Source organism: Clostridium manihotivorum (genome assembly GCF_004015185.1).
Lineage (GTDB): Bacteria > Bacillota > Clostridia > Clostridiales > Clostridiaceae > Clostridium_AR > Clostridium_AR manihotivorum.
On record NZ_CP025746.1, the window covers coordinates 3,964,024 to 3,979,469 of the forward strand.

General features: G+C 32.3%; 14 protein-coding genes and 3 pseudogenes. 3 read left to right on the top strand and 14 right to left on the bottom strand.

The window, feature by feature from the left end:
• Positions 1-59 precede the first annotated feature (59 nt).
• Genes C1I91_RS17930 through C1I91_RS17940 form a run of 3 tightly spaced genes read right to left on the bottom strand, consistent with a single transcriptional unit; the run spans position 60 to position 2,987 of the window.
• Entirely contained in the window at positions 60-1,016 is a 957-nt protein-coding gene (locus tag C1I91_RS17930; protein WP_128214106.1) for an acyl-CoA dehydratase activase, read from the bottom strand.
• On the bottom strand, positions 998-2,095 hold the full coding sequence (locus tag C1I91_RS17935) for a 2-hydroxyglutaryl-CoA dehydratase (RefSeq protein ID WP_128214107.1): 1,098 nt from the start codon (positions 2,093-2,095) through the stop codon (positions 998-1,000). Before C1I91_RS17935 ends, C1I91_RS17930 begins: the two co-directional genes overlap by 19 nt.
• 1 nt (position 2,096) lies before the next feature.
• Entirely contained in the window at positions 2,097-2,987 is an 891-nt protein-coding gene (locus C1I91_RS17940; protein ID WP_128214108.1) for an acyl-CoA dehydratase activase-related protein, read from the bottom strand.
• 561 nt (positions 2,988-3,548) lie between these two features.
• Here C1I91_RS17940 and C1I91_RS17945 point away from each other — a divergent pair.
• Positions 3,549-4,115 carry a hypothetical protein gene (locus C1I91_RS17945; protein WP_128214109.1) on the top strand — a complete coding sequence of 189 codons (567 nt, stop codon included), beginning with the start codon at positions 3,549-3,551 and terminating at the stop codon, positions 4,113-4,115.
• A 27-nt stretch (positions 4,116-4,142) separates the two neighbouring features.
• On the opposite strand, the gene C1I91_RS17950 is transcribed toward C1I91_RS17945, so the two are convergent.
• From C1I91_RS17950 to C1I91_RS29055, 6 genes and pseudogenes are all read right to left on the bottom strand, one after another.
• Positions 4,143-5,030, bottom strand: a complete 888-nt coding sequence (locus C1I91_RS17950) for an IS3 family transposase (protein ID WP_338032558.1) — start codon at positions 5,028-5,030, stop codon at positions 4,143-4,145.
• Complete coding sequence (locus C1I91_RS29040; RefSeq protein WP_238475822.1) at positions 4,951-5,289, bottom strand: transposase; 339 nt, start codon at positions 5,287-5,289, stop codon at positions 4,951-4,953. Before C1I91_RS29040 ends, C1I91_RS17950 begins: the two co-directional genes overlap by 80 nt.
• A gap of 145 nt (positions 5,290-5,434) precedes the next feature.
• A pseudogene (locus C1I91_RS17955) lies at positions 5,435-6,495 on the bottom strand (IS630 family transposase).
• 411 nt (positions 6,496-6,906) lie between these two features.
• Entirely contained in the window at positions 6,907-7,245 is a 339-nt protein-coding gene (locus C1I91_RS29045) for an integrase core domain-containing protein (RefSeq protein WP_238475823.1), read from the bottom strand.
• Positions 7,220-7,597: a DDE-type integrase/transposase/recombinase gene (locus C1I91_RS29825; RefSeq protein WP_238475824.1), complete on the bottom strand. Its 378-nt coding sequence runs from the start codon at positions 7,595-7,597 to the stop codon at positions 7,220-7,222. Before C1I91_RS29825 ends, C1I91_RS29045 begins: the two co-directional genes overlap by 26 nt.
• A 171-nt stretch (positions 7,598-7,768) precedes the next feature.
• Entirely contained in the window at positions 7,769-8,050 is a 282-nt protein-coding gene (locus tag C1I91_RS29055; protein ID WP_238475825.1) for a transposase, read from the bottom strand.
• A 227-nt stretch (positions 8,051-8,277) separates the two neighbouring features.
• On the opposite strand from C1I91_RS29055, the gene map reads away from it, so the two are divergent.
• Together map and C1I91_RS17970 are read left to right on the top strand one after the other, a co-directional pair.
• Entirely contained in the window at positions 8,278-9,024 is a 747-nt protein-coding gene (gene map, locus C1I91_RS17965) for a type I methionyl aminopeptidase (protein WP_128214110.1), read from the top strand.
• A gap of 216 nt (positions 9,025-9,240) precedes the next feature.
• Positions 9,241-9,750: a GNAT family N-acetyltransferase gene (locus C1I91_RS17970; RefSeq protein WP_164880577.1), complete on the top strand. Its 510-nt coding sequence runs from the start codon at positions 9,241-9,243 to the stop codon at positions 9,748-9,750.
• Positions 9,751-9,860: 110 nt separating this feature from the next.
• Here the strand turns inward: C1I91_RS17970 and C1I91_RS17975 are convergent, their stop codons facing one another.
• The 5 genes and pseudogenes from C1I91_RS17975 to C1I91_RS17995 all read right to left on the bottom strand — a co-directional run bounded on the left by C1I91_RS17975 (position 9,861) and on the right by C1I91_RS17995 (position 15,120).
• A complete protein-coding gene (locus tag C1I91_RS17975; protein WP_128214112.1) occupies positions 9,861-10,679 on the bottom strand; it encodes a nitroreductase family protein in 819 nt (272 codons plus the stop codon).
• A gap of 277 nt (positions 10,680-10,956) precedes the next feature.
• Positions 10,957-12,642, bottom strand: a complete 1,686-nt coding sequence (locus C1I91_RS17980; protein WP_128214113.1) for an oleate hydratase — start codon at positions 12,640-12,642, stop codon at positions 10,957-10,959.
• 156 nt (positions 12,643-12,798) lie between these two features.
• A complete protein-coding gene (locus tag C1I91_RS17985) occupies positions 12,799-13,368 on the bottom strand; it encodes a TetR/AcrR family transcriptional regulator (protein WP_128214114.1) in 570 nt (189 codons plus the stop codon).
• A gap of 165 nt (positions 13,369-13,533) precedes the next feature.
• Positions 13,534-14,680, bottom strand: a pseudogene (locus C1I91_RS17990) (RNA-guided endonuclease InsQ/TnpB family protein).
• A pseudogene (locus C1I91_RS17995) lies at positions 14,658-15,120 on the bottom strand (MerR family DNA-binding transcriptional regulator). The pseudogenes C1I91_RS17990 and C1I91_RS17995 overlap by 23 nt, the downstream one beginning before the upstream one ends.
• Positions 15,121-15,446: the final 326 nt, after the last annotated feature.

Consider the following 15,446-nt stretch of genomic DNA (forward strand, 5'->3'; position numbering starts at 1 on the left):
TGCCTTTCTGAACCTATGTGAAGAAATTCTGGCAGGCGACATAATTAATTTTTTATTATTTATATAGCCACCTTATTACTATACTTTCCACATCTATCACCAAAGCAACCTATAGTACTATCATTTTCATTGATTTTAACAACTTCGCATCTGTTTGGACAGCCTTCACACTCAAAACTTTTTGAAACGAATTTACTTTCAGCAAGATCAAAGCCTTTAAACCTACTTACACCAGCTTTTTCTACAGCTGCTTTTGCAATTAGCGCAGCCCCTATAGCTCCCATCATATTATAGTGTTCAGGTACAAATATTTCAAAACCTAAGGCATTTTCAAATGCTTTTTTCATTCCCTTGTTTGCAGCTACTCCACCTTGGAAAAACACTTTAGATTCTATGTCTTTTCCCTTACCTATGTTATTCAAGTAATTTCTTACTAAAGCATCGCAGAGTCCTCTTACTATATCAGATTCATTATACCCTAACTGTTGTTTATGTATCATATCTGATTCTGCAAATACAGCACACCTTCCTGCAATTCTTACCGGAGTTGTAGATTTAAGTGCGTATTCTCCGAACTCTTCTATTGGAATATCTAGTCTTTCTGCCTGCCTATCTAGAAAGGATCCTGTTCCTGCAGCACAAACAGTGTTCATTGCAAAGTCAGAAACCACTCCATTTTTTAATATGATTATTTTTGAATCCTGACCACCAATTTCAATTATAGTTCTTACATCCTTATCAATCTCTAAAGCAGCAACAGCATGAGCTGTAATCTCATTCTTTATAGCATCGCCACCAATTAAAGTTGATGCTATATGTCTTCCACTTCCAGTAGTACCTGCTGCACTTACCTTTATGCCGTCATATTTATCCTTTAATATCTTAAATCCTTGCTGAATAGCATTTATAGGTCTTCCCTTTGTTCTCAAATAAAGTTTTTCAATTACATTCATTTTCTCATCTATAAGTACAAGATCTGTACTTACTGATCCAACATCTACGCCAAGGTAGTACATTTCATCTTTCTCCTTTCAAGTAAATCTACAAAAGCTTCTATTCTAGTAACATATCCAGCTTCACCAGTCATTTCATCTACTACTAAAGACATAATAGGAAAGTCGTTATCACTTGATATCTTTGGTAGTATGGACTTTGAAACAATTTCTGGCATGCAGCCCATGGGGAATATTTGAATAGCTCCATCAAAACCTTCTTCATATGCCAACACTGCTTCTCCTATACACTCTCTAGCATGGCCCCCTATATATAGAGGGAGATATTTTTTAGATTTTTTTCTTATATCAAGGGAATTTAATTTTGTTGGAATTAAAGTAGTATTTTTCACCCACCAGCTTGGTGTAAGTCTTCGCTTAGTTGAAACTCCATAATCCATTAATTTTTCTTCAATATACAAATTAGAAAAGGGTTCAATAACCGTATATATTTCTCCTATTATTGCTATCTTAATAGGGTCCTTAGTTTTATCTTTTTCCACTTTATCTAATATTGATCTATAGTTTAAAAGTACTTTAATCATTTCTTTAGGGTTATTTGACTTTAGTGCATCTATCTTACATCTGTTTAATAATCTCTTACACTCTCCATGTTTTTTTTCATAACCGGCTAAATAGTGAGCCTTAGCTTCTATTTCATCTATTAATTTTACAACCCTTAGACTGTCAAACAGCACCCTTAGCTTCTCATACTTATTTTTGCTACTTGCCGACGAAATTTTATTTACTCTAGAGAACAACTCTCTTATTCCTATTTCCTTTGGAGCATCTATTACTATGAATTCTAAATCATGACCTAGTTTTTTCAATAGGTTCATCTGCATCTCACAATATTCTCCAAAACGGCAAGGCCCGCAGCTTCCTGTGATTATTACAGTATCTGCTCCCTCTTCTATTGCTTGAATATAATTTCCTATCATTATCTTAAAAGGTAGGCATATTTCTTCTGGTGAATAAAGTGCTCCAAGTTCAAGAGATAATTTGCTATTTTGTTTTGGTATTACATATTCTATGCCAAGTCCATCAAACATTGCTTTGGCTGCAAGATAGACATTGCCCATATGTGGAAAGGTTATCTTCAAATTAACAGCTCCTTTCAAGCATATCAACAAAGGCTTCAACTCTAGTTTCTAGACCTGCTTCTCCAGTATGCTCATCAACTTTTAAAATCATAAATGGAAAATCTCCTATCTTATCTTTAATTAGCTCTACTATTACAGAATCAATTCCACAAGCAAAGGAGGATATATATATTATTCCATTGACCTTCTTCTCTAAAGAAGATTCCACCGTAAAACCGTAAGTGTTTCTAGCAAAAGTCCAAAAGGGTCTTTTATAAAGGGTTTTTACCCTACTGTCAATAAGCTCATCCTCCATGTACTCTTCAGTAACTACACCTACACCTAATTTATTAAGCTTTTTAACTATGTTCATATTTATAAATTCATCATAAATATTGTAAGGATGCCCCGCCAATGCTACATTTAAATTATAGTTTTCATTTTTTATTCCAGTTTTATATTTTTGCTGTTCATCAATAGCTTTATGAAAAGCATTCTTTATTACATTTCTATTTTTAGTAATAGTTTTTCCAGCTTTCTGTGCCCAATCATATAGCTCTTCTTCGCTGGAAGCATAAATTGGCTCAATTATAGCCTGTGGCATATCTGGTATACTACTTAGAACCATTTCTGGAAGACCACAAAACTTAGGGCATATATACTCCCTAGATCTTATCTGCATGATTCTAGGAATTACAATCACATCACATTTATTCTTTAATAATGAAACATGACCATGGAATATCTTTATAGGTAAACAAGCCTCATCTACGCAGTATTTGACGCCTTCATCTAACACCCTTTTATTAGTATCTGTTGAAGTTATTATTTCAGCTCCTAATTCACTAAAAAATGTTTGTAAAAAGGGATGATACTTATAGTACAAAAGTCCCTTAGGAATACCTACCTTCATTTATACCTCCATAATTATAGATAAATATCTTCTTATTAAATCTCAAAACAATATAAAAACAGCATATATCGAGTTTATATTCTAAGAAGAATCTTATCTTTTTTTCCAAGAACGTATATCACCTTAATATAGAATTCAAATAGCTAATAATTTAATTACTAAGAAAACTTAAAATATAGCCTATGTTAAAGTACCGTATTGAAATTAAGTGGTTAGTCATCTTATGCTTAAATGAGCTTTTATAGAGTTTCTAACTTGACTACTAATTTATACACGTCTAAAATTTCTAGATACTAAGATTTTCGAACATGCATAACTTAGGTTTTCGTAATGGAACTCTATAATTTCTATACTAAAATGGTAATAGTTTAACACAAACTCTCACTAAAGTAGTATTATCTATTATTAGAATATTATTCTATCTTCTTATACAGATTAGAAAAAAATTATCAAGTCGTACTCCGAAGAAAATATTTACATATAAACATTTAATTGTTAGAATTTATAAGTAGATAACTATTTCTATAAATTTTTATAAAAATATCTTATAAGGAGGACAAAATGAATAAGCTTAAGGAAAATCTAAAATTTATATTAACTACTTTTCTTATTTTCTCAATGATTGTAATATGCGTATTTTACTTTAAATCCTATAGAAAATATGACAACTTATATTATAGTAATATCTCACGGGACTTAATTATGATAAATAGTAATTGTAGTTCTTTAAACCAAGAAATTCAGCAAATCATCACTGATAAAAATGCTACACAAGATCAAATTATAAATATTCAGAGATTAGCTTTTGATTTAGAAAATAAATATAATAATATTAGTTTTAATAACAGTAATTATGCTGAATATGATGACTATACTACTCCAAAAGCAAAATATGAACCTTTTAAAAAGTCCAATGAATACATAACCTCTTTACTTGATAGTAGCCTATACAACAATAATATAATTACTATAGATGATAAAAAAGCAGATACTTTAAGTAATCTTTCAGATTTCTACTCAGAAGTTCTAAAGACCTTAAAGCCTTATGTGAGCAATGGGGATGTAAAGCAAGAAGTCATCTCTATAGTGGCTCGATTGTCAAGACAAAAATATTTAAGTTTACAATGAACCATATTTTACCATTATGTAGTTGCACTATGCAGTAATACCAAGTAGCACAGGATAGTAGTTTTCTGCCGGAGTTTGATAGCCAAGTGCAGAGTGGAGCTTTTCAAAATTGTAGCTGTGGATAAAATCACCAATCTGCTTACGGGCATCTCTTATGTTAACATAGTCCTTCAGGTAGACTTCGTCATATTTGAGCGTGCGGAACCAGCGTTCAATCATGATATTGTCTGCCCATCTGCTCTTACCATCCATGCTAATTTTGACTCTATGGTTTTCCACAAAGCTAATATACTCATGACCTGTGAATTGGCTGCCTTGATCAGAGTTCAATGTTTCAGGTTTAGCAACAGAAAAGGCTTTTTCAAGAGCGCTTTTAACCATATTTGTGGATAACGTATCGTCCAGCTCCCAGCCTACGATGAGACGACTGTGCCAGTCGATAATGGCTGTCAGATAGACAAAACCATGTTTGAGGCGGATGTAGGTTATATCGATAGACCATGCTTGATTCGGCCTTACAATATCCACATTCCTAAGAAGATAAGGGTATATCTTGTGTCCTTTAGCAGGCTTGGACAGGTTGGGTTTAGGGTAGATCGCATGTATGTCCATATCCTGCATGTACCTGCGAGTCTTCAATCTACCTATATCGAATCCTTGGCGCTGCAGCTGCTTTGAAATCTGCCTGGAGCCCCAGGATGGGTTGTCAGTGTGCATTCTATCTATGGAGTCTTTTATAGCTAATTCTGTTTCAGACGGACTTTTACTCTTGTAGTATGCACTGGTACGGTTTACGTCCAGTAATTCAGCTACTGTGGATAAAGGGAGTTCCTTGCTATCTTTTTGGGCGCGGAGTAAATTTACTCTCCCAATCAGGTCCAAAGAGTTCTTCAGATTTTTTTTTGAGCCAATCAACCTGCGTAGTTAACTGACCAACTTTCTTATATAGATCATCCTTCTCCGCTTCGCTTGATTTAAGGCTTTCTTTAAGCTTTTCATCCTTTTTATTATCAAAGGCATTGGCGGCGTTTTCGAGGAATTCGCTCTTCCAGTTACGCAACTGGTTTGGAGCAATCTCGTGTTCACTTGCCAGCTGGCTCAACTCCTTTTCGCCTTTTAGTAGCTCTATTATTACTTTAGCTTTGAATTCTGGTGTGAATGTTCTTTTTCTCATAATGAAAACCTGCTTTCTTTTGATACTTTTATTATATCAGGTTCATTATATTTAACTCATATTTTTGTTGAGTTTTCTTAGACCATTATACTCAAAAGACAAGTGGATCGATATTTTAGATAATATATATATTGCAAATTGGTTTCTACAATCTAACACATAGCCTGTCTATTGTTTGAGTAGGAACCTTATTTATGTTACTTATAAACTTTTGAATTGCAGTTCTAACTTGTGGCAGAGATTTATAAAAGACATTGTTAATAACAGATGCCTTTAGCCATCCCCATAACCCCTCTATAAGATTCATTTCTGGACTATACGGTGGTAAAAACATCAATTCAAGCCTATCTTTAACTCTATTAAGAAATGGCTGAATCAGCTTTGCATGATGAATCTTAGCATTGTCTAATACCACAACAATTTTTCCTTTTGGATACTGCTTAAGTACGTTTTCTAAAAGTCATTAAATATCTTAGCGTCATATCTTTCATGTTCCTCGCAATATACGTTACCAGTCTCGTAATCCAATATTCCCATAAGTTTAACACCTGCATTTTTACCGAACGTAGGAATTTTCCTTTGTTGTCCTCTTATAAACCAGCTCTTTTGAATTGCTTGATAATCTCTAATCATTGATTCATCTTCAAATAAGATGGTATCAACTAAGCCATTGAGGCATTTTTTTAAAGCTTTAAAGTCACTTTAAAAATTTCTTGCTTTTCTTTATCAGCTTTCGGCTAAGACGTAAGTAGGTCTAGTATAACTTAAATTTAATCTATGAAGTACATATGCTATTCCTCTATGTGACATATTTATATTAAATTCTTTAATAACCCATTGCCTCACTAATTCAATAGTCCAATTCATTTTAGATTCGAAGCCTACATCTTCTGGAGTTTTTGTAGTTATAGTTTCTACAATGAGCTTCTCTTGAAGTGAATTGATTTTCTTTGCGCTCCGCCGCCGTGGCCAATATTTAATCCATCTATTCCTTTTGATTTATAATTTTTTTATATATGTAGAAACAGTATGTTCTTCTAGATTCTCCATTTCAGCTATTTTTCTATTTGTAAATCCATCAAAATGCTTAAGTAAAACAGAATATCTTTTATATAACCTTGTGTTTTTAGTCTTTTTTAAAGCTGATTTTAACTCGTTTATATCATCTTCATGCCCAGCAATCTTATTAAGAATCAAAATATCCATATTTAAAACCTCGCTATAATTTTTATTTTATATTCTAGTTTGGATATTTTAGTTATCTTATATTAATGGATGTTCTTACCTAAATATCATATCGAAATTTTCATCTTGCAACATATATATAATAAAAATATCCAATGTGTATGAAAACTTTGTTTAAGCTAATATCTATAACTTTGGCCAAGCTCTAAAAATTAAATATAAGATTCTCATTATAGTTAATTAGAATATAGTAACAATATACTAATTAACTATTTTTTATGTTTATAAATATAAAAAACCTCAAACCCTGAGAAGTTGTATCTTATAATCAAAATTTTTTTCATAATTTCAATGCTATATATAGTGGCTCGATTGTCAAGACAAAAATATTTAAGTTTACAATGAACCATATTTTACCATTATGTAGTTGCACTATGCAGTAATACCAAGTAGCACAGGATAGTAGTTTTCTGCCGGAGTTTGATAGCCAAGTGCAGAGTGGAGCTTTTCAAAATTGTAGCTGTGGATAAAATCACCAATCTGCTTACGGGCATCTCTTATGTTAACATAGTCCTTCAGGTAGACTTCGTCATATTTGAGCGTGCGGAACCAGCGTTCAATCATGATATTGTCTGCCCATCTGCTCTTACCATCCATGCTAATTTTGACTCTATGGTTTTCCACAAAGCTAATATACTCATGACCTGTGAATTGGTCGCCTTGATCAGAGTTCAATGTTTCAGGTTTAGCAACAGAAAAGGCTTTTTTCAAGAGCGCTTTTAACCATATTTGTGGATAACGTATCGTCCAGCTCCCAGCCTACGATGAGACGACTGTGCCAGTCGATAATGGCTGTCAGATAGACAAAACCATGTTTGAGGCGGATGTAGGTTATATCGATAGACCATGCTTGATTCGGCCTTACAATATCCACATTCCTAAGAAGATAAGGGTATATCTTGTGTCCTTTAGCAGGCTTGGACAGGTTGGGTTTAGGGTAGATCGCATGTATGTCCATATCCTGCATGTACCTGCGAGTCTTCAATCTACCTATATCGAATCCTTGGCGCTGCAGCTGCTTTGAAATCTGCCTGGAGCCCCAGGATGGGTTGTCAGTGTGCATTCTATCTATGGAGTCTTTTATAGCTAATTCTGTTTCAGACGGACTTTTACTCTTGTAGTATGCACTGGTACGGTTTACGTCCAGTAATTCAGCTACTGTGGATAAAGGAGTTCCTTGCTATCTTTTGGGCGCGGAGTAAATTTACTCTCCCAATCAGGTCCAAAGAGTTCTTCAGATTTTTTTGAGCCAATCAACCTGCGTAGTTAACTGACCAACTTTCTTATATAGATCATCCTTCTCCGCTTCGCTTGATTTAAGGCTTTCTTTAAGCTTTTCATCCTTTTTATTATCAAAGGCATTGGCGGCGTTTTCGAGGAATTCGCTCTTCCAGTTACGCAACTGGTTTGGAGCAATCTCGTGTTCACTTGCCAGCTGGCTCAACTCCTTTTCGCCTTTTAGTAGCTCTATTATTACTTTAGCTTTGAATTCTGGTGTGAATGTTCTTTTTCTCATAATGAAAACCTGCTTTCTTTTGATACTTTTATTATATCAGGTTCATTATATTTAACTCATATTTTTGTTGAGTTTTCTTAGACCATTATAATATCTAACAGTACTCTTAACAGCTTTATTAACTGATACTAGTAAGATAATAACAAAATTTAACCATTATATTGCTATAGTATGTTATTATAATAAAAAACAATGCCTGAAAAGGTAGATATTTAGGATGTGATATTTTGATTATTAATTCTGATAATGATTTAACTTCCTTAAGGAAAATCGGAAAGATAGTTGCAGAAGCAAGAGAGGAAATGCTTAAAGCAGTTAGACCAGGTATAACCACAAAGGAACTTGATATGATTGGTGAAAAAATCCTCTCTTCTTATGGTGCAGAATCAGCACCAAAACATGAATATGACTTTCCAGGAACAACCTGCATAAGTATTAACGATGAGGCTGCTCATGGTATTCCTAGTACGCGAATTATACGAGAAGGTGATTCTGTAAATATAGATATTTCTGCAGTTTTAGATGGGTATTTTTCAGATACAGGAGCAACTGTTGTTGTAGAACCAGCTTCCGAAGTAAAAAAACAACTTTGTGATTGCTCAAAGCTTGCATTGAGTAAAGCAATAATGAAAGCCAAAGCTGGTAGTAAAATAAATCAAATTGGCAGAGCAATATTTAATGAAGCACATAGTAATGGCTTTACAGTTATAAGAGATCTTACTGGACATGGCATTGGTAAAAAGCTTCATGATGCACCAGAAAATGTTTTGAATTATTTTGATGTTAATGACAATACAATACTAAAGAACGGTTTAGTTCTTGCAGTTGAAACCTTTATTTCCACTAAGGCTGAGCATGTTATACAAGATCCTAATGGTTGGACCTACAAAACTCCTGATAATAGTTTTGTAGCACAATTTGAACATACCATAGTGATCACAAAAGGTGAGCCTATTATTTTAACTGCTATATAATAACTAACATGACTCTTAGTAATGGCATTTTAATCTTATATAGTATAACAACAGTAATCTAAAAGCCTGAATAATTAAATCAAAAATTTATAAAAATAAAGGAATAATATATTTTATTTCTTTATTTTTATTTATATATTAGTAAAAATATATTGCTAAATTTTAGTATGTTATATCTATTCGCTTAACATTTAGACTTTTTAGGGAGTGATTTTATTGCTTACATATAGATTTGCAGATGATTTCGATGTTAAACTTCTTGCGTCTTTGAGACTTGATTTTTTAGAATTGGTACCTACTGATGACGAATATTATGAAATCAGAGAGAACCTGAAAGATTATTATAAAGCTAAATTATCTACTGGTCAGTGTGCAGTTATGCTAGCTGAAGATGATGCTGCAATCATCGGAAATGGAATTCTATCTTTCTATGATACTGTTCCCTCCATTGATAATAGAACCGGAAAGTGTGGTTACATAGAGAGCATCTATGTTCATCCAGATTATAGAAGGCAGAAAATCGGAACTTTGATACTGACTAAATTGGTAGAGTTTGCTAGAGAAAAGGAATGTCTAGCTATAATACTAAATGCAACTGATGATAGTAAAGATCTTTATTCACGCCATGGTTTCAAGTCAAAAGATAACTATATGATTTACGAAATTCCAAATAAAATGCTAACTAAAAACGTCGATCCTGTTCACCCTAATTATGTAGATATTTAACTTAAAAATTTCACTACTGAATAAAAAAATTTGCAGAGGAATAATAACAACTAATTAAGGCTGTCACTAATATAATATTAGTAACAACCTTAATGTCTATAAATTATTTATTATTTCCAAGAAACCACTGCATCTTTTCTTGGTACTGTTCTTTGATATTTAACTGCTGGATATCCAATAACCATACAATTCACTATTTTTTGACCTTCATTTAGTCCTAAAAATTCTCTAATTGCTTTGTTTGTCTCAGCTGCTTTTATAAAGAACCCACTGAAGAAAGTTCCAAGACCTAAAGCATCAGTCATTAATTCCATATTAGAAGCTGCTAAAGATGCATTAACTTCTGAATCTGATACAACAAGTACTACTGCTGGAGCATTGAAAAATAGCTTGTCCTGTAACGAATCCGCTTTAAAAGCCTCATACATATTAATCCACATTTCTGCATATCTCTTATAAGGCATAGTCTGTGGAGTTAGATTTGCAAGCATATATTCTCCTGCATTTTTCAATCCTTCGAAGGCAAGTTCCTTTAACTCTTTTATACCGTCTTTAACTACAATATAAGAAACATTTTGAGCATTTGTTCCAGTTTGAGTAAATCTTCCAGCTTCGATTATCTTATTAAGCTTTTCAACTTCTACATCTTTCTTTTGAAATTGTCTTACTGTTCTTCTAAATTTAATGAAGTTTAATAATCTTTCTGGCTCTATTTCAAACTCTTCTTTATTATAAGCTTTTACATCTTCCATATTGTAATCATCTGTTGATACAGCTTCCTTTGGACAAACTGCTATACAATGTCCACATTTGAAGCAAGCTTCATTTTTTATTTTAGCTTTTCCATCAACTAACTCTATGTCCCTTACAAAACAATCCTTTACGCATAAGCCACAACCTATACACTTTTCTGCATTAACATTCATCATATGGTTACACTCTCCTACTTTCTCTATCAAAGTCTCTTAGGCATTTAAGACTTTTTAAATAATATTTTTGACTAAAAAGATTATAACACTTGGTTATTATATTAGTCTAACTTATTTATTTATACTAATAGCTGTTTTTTATGCATATAGCTTTATATTTTGGTTACTTCCTCATGTTTTGGCATATTTATTATCCAATTATATTGTGTAAAATATATCAAAAAAATAAAGGGAACCTTTTAATATAAGTTCCCTAAAATCTCTGTTGAAATAAGGTTTATTTTATTATTCCTGTGTTAAACAGAAGCTTTCCAACCAATTTGTCTATGGATATTTCTCTATTTCCTAACATTGTCTTAACTGCATTTAATAGCACACGAACATCATATTGTCCTTCATAAACCGGTGGAACTATTTTATCCAATTTTAATAATCCATACACAGCCATTATGGCTGATCTTACAGAGTATTCTACTGTAAATACACAATCATTTGGGATCTCTGAAAATTGTCCTAAGAAAGCTAAGTTAGTAGAACCGTTAGGAATAACTGCTGGGCGATCACCTTTTCTACGAGGCATAAATTGGCTAGTTATATAAGGCATAATACATGGAATAACCTTGCAGGAAGGAAGTATTTCATCGATCTTATCTTCTAATCCCATATGATACAAAAGTTCTGAGAGTAATTCTGCTCCTGTACAGTCACTCATCTTCTTATTAACAAAGTTCCCGACCTTATCTATGAATAGACCATAAGCCCAAAGGACTTGAACATTATCAGGTTGATTAATAAAATGTGGTTGCTTTGGAGTAACCCATGAAATAAGCCAGTTTGAATCCTTTATGGTTACAACACCTCCCATTCCAGGCTCGTCCCCAGTTAGATTTAATAGATGATCAAAAACAGTAGTATCATCTGTTATTGTTACAGTAAAAGAAAGCCATTTTGATTTGTCAATATCACCGCAAAATACTTCAGGATGTCCAAACTCAGGATCTTGTTTAGCGATGTTTTCCCATAAGGTCCAGCAGCCTCTTTCTTTTTGATTCCTATTAAGTATAGCTGGTGTATCAGTATTACCCAGAGTAGAATTCTCAGTCATTGATCCATTAGTTACAAATACTAAATCTTCAGAAGTAGTATCTATAATTTCTTCAACTCCATTTCTATTAATATAAATTCGTTCAACGGTCTTTTCATTGTCTTCATTTCTTATATCTAGATTAGTAACCTGTACTCCTAGTTCCATAATCACACCTGTATTTTTTAACCAAGTAATTAAAGGCAGTATTAAAGAATCATACTGATTATATTCTGTATGAAGGATACCATCTAGCTGATTCATGCCTCCAATTAAATGCATGAAACGAACCATATATCTTTTAACTTCTAATACACTATGCCAGTTTTCAAAGGCAAACATAGAGCGCCAAAAATACCAGAAGTTTGTCTCAAAAAAGTGAGGCTTGAACCATTGTTCACAGGTAGCATTTCCTATTTCATCATCATGAGCTAATACTAATTTATTTAAGGAGATAATATCTTCAAATTCTAAGCCTAAAGTAGAAAAATTCGCCTTCTGACCTTTGTTTTCTACTAATCTACAGTGTGATTTTATTGGCTCTGCAATATTTAGTTCTCTAAATTCATCAAGAACAGTTCTTTCAGGGTTTGTTAATGAAGGTATAAAACTATATAATTCGTACAAACACTCCATTCTAGATTCTAATTCTCTTCCACCACGAGCACTATAGCCGTCTTCTGCATTCCCAGCTCCATCCATACTTCCACCAAAAACCTGGGACTCTTCTAAAATATGAATATTTTCTGGTGGCATATGTCCATCCCTAATTAGAAACGCAGCTGCAGCAAGAGAGGCTATTCCTCCACCTACTAAATAAGCCTTCTTCCTTTCAATACCTTTTTGAGCCACTGTATTAATTCTCTCATAATTTTTCATAAGCCTTCACCCTTTCATATAAAACAAATTTAATACCAACTACAATATAGTTTTTTGTATCAAATTTTACAATTTACAGAAAAGTCCATTTGTAAAATATCTTTACATATTAATCCTATTGTAATTTTAAACGTCAAAAAAACACAGATTTCTCAATTATCTGTGTTTTTCTTCATATCTTAACATTGCCTGCCTTATGGTTCCATCTACCAAAAATCCTACATCTTCAATTATTGTTTCCGGCTTTTCCTTCATGTCCTCTTCCATCCACTTTCCAACCAAGGCTATAAAAGCTGGAGTGTAGAAGTCAATTATAAACTTCTTATAGCTTTCTGGAACTTTTATTCCTTCAGAGATTTCATCTATAATCTGCTTTAATGAATTAGATGTATTGGAAAATAGAAATCTTTCAAGATGATCTCTTCCTATCGAATGAAGTGTATTAATACAAAAGGCCTTATTTTGCTCTATATATTTAAAGGCCTCAAGATAACCTTCCTTCCAAGTAGAATAGGATTTATTTTGCTCCAAATAGTATACAGCTTCATTATTATAAATCCACCCTAGCAACTGATAAACATCCTGAAAGTGATAATAGAAAGCTTGTCTTGTAACTCCACAGCCATCTACAATATTTTGTATTGATATTTTATTAAAGGGTGTCTTTTCCATTAGCTTTTTTAATGAATCCGCCATTAATTGCTTAGTCATATATGAATTTGCCATTAAACTCCGTTACATAAAATCTACTAAAATCTAATATTTAGAGATTTATTCCTTATTCAACGCAACCTGTTTTGTCATAAGACTACTCCAGTTTGATATGTTGCTCCAAAGGCTTAAAATCCTGCGTAACGCACAGTACATATCAGCACTATCTTGTTAGTGATATTATGCTGATTTTTTATACCTTGAAAGATTTATTGACGCATTTTTGTCCCTATCCATCTGAGCATTACATGATGGACAAACAAAAACTCTGTCTTTAAGTTTTAAATCTTTCTTTATTGCTCCACAACAAGAACAAGTTTTGCTTGAAGGATAAAACCTATCTGCTTTTACAAATTCAATGCCATTAAATTTACTCTTATATTCTAAGATACTAATAAACTTATGGAAACATTGTTCTTGTATAGCCTTTGCTAAGTGTCTATTTTTAAGAATCCCCTTTACATTTAAATCCTCAACAACTATTCTGCTTGGCTTGGTTTTCACTATTTCAGTTGTTGTTTGATGAATATGATTTAAACGTATATTTGAAAGCCTTCTTTGAATAAGTTTTAATTCTCTTTCGAGTTTTTTAATATTATTAGTTTTAGTAAATTTATAACGGTTTTCACCTTCCTTTCCTATTCGAATTTTTCCATCTTCATATTTTCTTGAAACTTGTTTATGCTTTCTTTTTAACTTCTTTTTTAGTCTTTTCACTTCTTTAGCTTTGTTAATATTTTTAAATGGCTTATCTATATTTGAAACTATTGCTAAATCTTTTAATCCTAAATCCACACCTATTGATATATCTGTATTTTCTGATATAGTTTCTTTTTTTTCTATGCCTATAGATATATACCAAAACTTATCGTCAAAACTTATTCTTGGATTAATATATTTAATATCTGTAGGTATTTGCTCTACTGTTTTAAGCCAACCTACTTTTTCAATTAATACTAAATTTTCTTTAACCTTTAGTTTATCTGTATCATTATAGAATGAAGGTTTGCTTTTTCTTCTGCTCTTAAATCTTGGTTTATCCGCTAACCCTTTAAAGAAATTTTTATAAGCATTACAACCATCTTTTTACAGCCTGTTTTGCTACATTATTAGATACTTCATTAAGCCAGTTAAGTTCTGATTTCTTTAAAATAGTTAATTCTTTTCTTAAATCTCCATCTTTTATAAACTTGCCACCATTTTTGTGATTTTCTTCTTGTCTTGCAAGTGTCCAATTATAAATATATCTTGAAGTACCAACAGACTGCCATAATTTTTGTTCTTGCTCTATATTCGGAATAATTCTAACTTTCTTCGCCAGTATCATTCTCTAACAGCTCCTTAATCATTTTCTTTGCTTTATTGGCTCTTTTGCCTTGCAAACTACAACTAAAAACTGTAACAATTTGAATTAAATCCTCAACTAATTCCTGTTCTTCTGTTTTTTCAGTGTTATCTATGATTTCGATATCAGTCCCATACTTATTACATAGATTTTCTATTATTTCAAACCCAAATCTCAGCAACTTGTCTTGCTAAATCATCTTTTTGTTTATTACTTGATACTCTACAATATCCAATTACTTTTTTAGCTTTCTTAACAAATGGCACTTGCAAAACTTGATTAATTTGTTGTTCAGAATAATAACGGTGTCTACCTTCTGTTATATGATGTGGTTTTAACTTTCCTTCATTATCCCACAATCTTAAAGTTTGAATACTTTTTCCCACTAATTTTGAGAATTGACCGATTGTATAATACTTCATGCTATCACCTCTTTACACATATTATGACAACATAAAACTAACAATATTCCAATATATTTTAGTGGGTTTTAGTAGGTGTTTTAAAACTGTTGTATGCCTCCTATATAATCTTTTCTATAGTTTTGAAACTTACTTTCTATATGATCTAAATAAATTCTTAAATTAAGTATTTGTTAGACTTTTTCCAGTGGCAAATTATGTTCTATCTTATCATATAGATATACCAGCTCAAAGTAAAATATATAAATCAAAAATATACCTTAGACTCAAAATGTAAAATGCCTATGATACAATCACTTAATACTTATATAGTAATTGTATCATAG

What these genes read in the sequence shown, in the direction of transcription:
- C1I91_RS17930 (WP_128214106.1), bottom strand. Translation starts at nt 1,016, where the DNA reads ATGTACTACCTTGGCGTAGATGTTGGATCAGTAAGTACAGATCTTGTA.
- C1I91_RS17940 (WP_128214108.1), bottom strand. Translation starts at nt 2,987, where the DNA reads ATGAAGGTAGGTATTCCTAAGGGACTTTTGTACTATAAGTATCATCCC.
- C1I91_RS17945 (WP_128214109.1), top strand. Translation starts at nt 3,549, where the DNA reads ATGAATAAGCTTAAGGAAAATCTAAAATTTATATTAACTACTTTTCTT.
- C1I91_RS29040 (WP_238475822.1), bottom strand. Translation starts at nt 5,289, where the DNA reads ATGAGAAAAAGAACATTCACACCAGAATTCAAAGCTAAAGTAATAATA.
- C1I91_RS29825 (WP_238475824.1), bottom strand. Translation starts at nt 7,597, where the DNA reads ATGCACACTGACAACCCATCCTGGGGCTCCAGGCAGATTTCAAAGCAG.
- C1I91_RS29055 (WP_238475825.1), bottom strand. Translation starts at nt 8,050, where the DNA reads ATGAGAAAAAGAACATTCACACCAGAATTCAAAGCTAAAGTAATAATA.
- C1I91_RS17975 (WP_128214112.1), bottom strand. Translation starts at nt 10,679, where the DNA reads ATGATGAATGTTAATGCAGAAAAGTGTATAGGTTGTGGCTTATGCGTA.
- C1I91_RS17980 (WP_128214113.1), bottom strand. Translation starts at nt 12,642, where the DNA reads ATGAAAAATTATGAGAGAATTAATACAGTGGCTCAAAAAGGTATTGAA.
- C1I91_RS17985 (WP_128214114.1), bottom strand. Translation starts at nt 13,368, where the DNA reads ATGGCAAATTCATATATGACTAAGCAATTAATGGCGGATTCATTAAAA.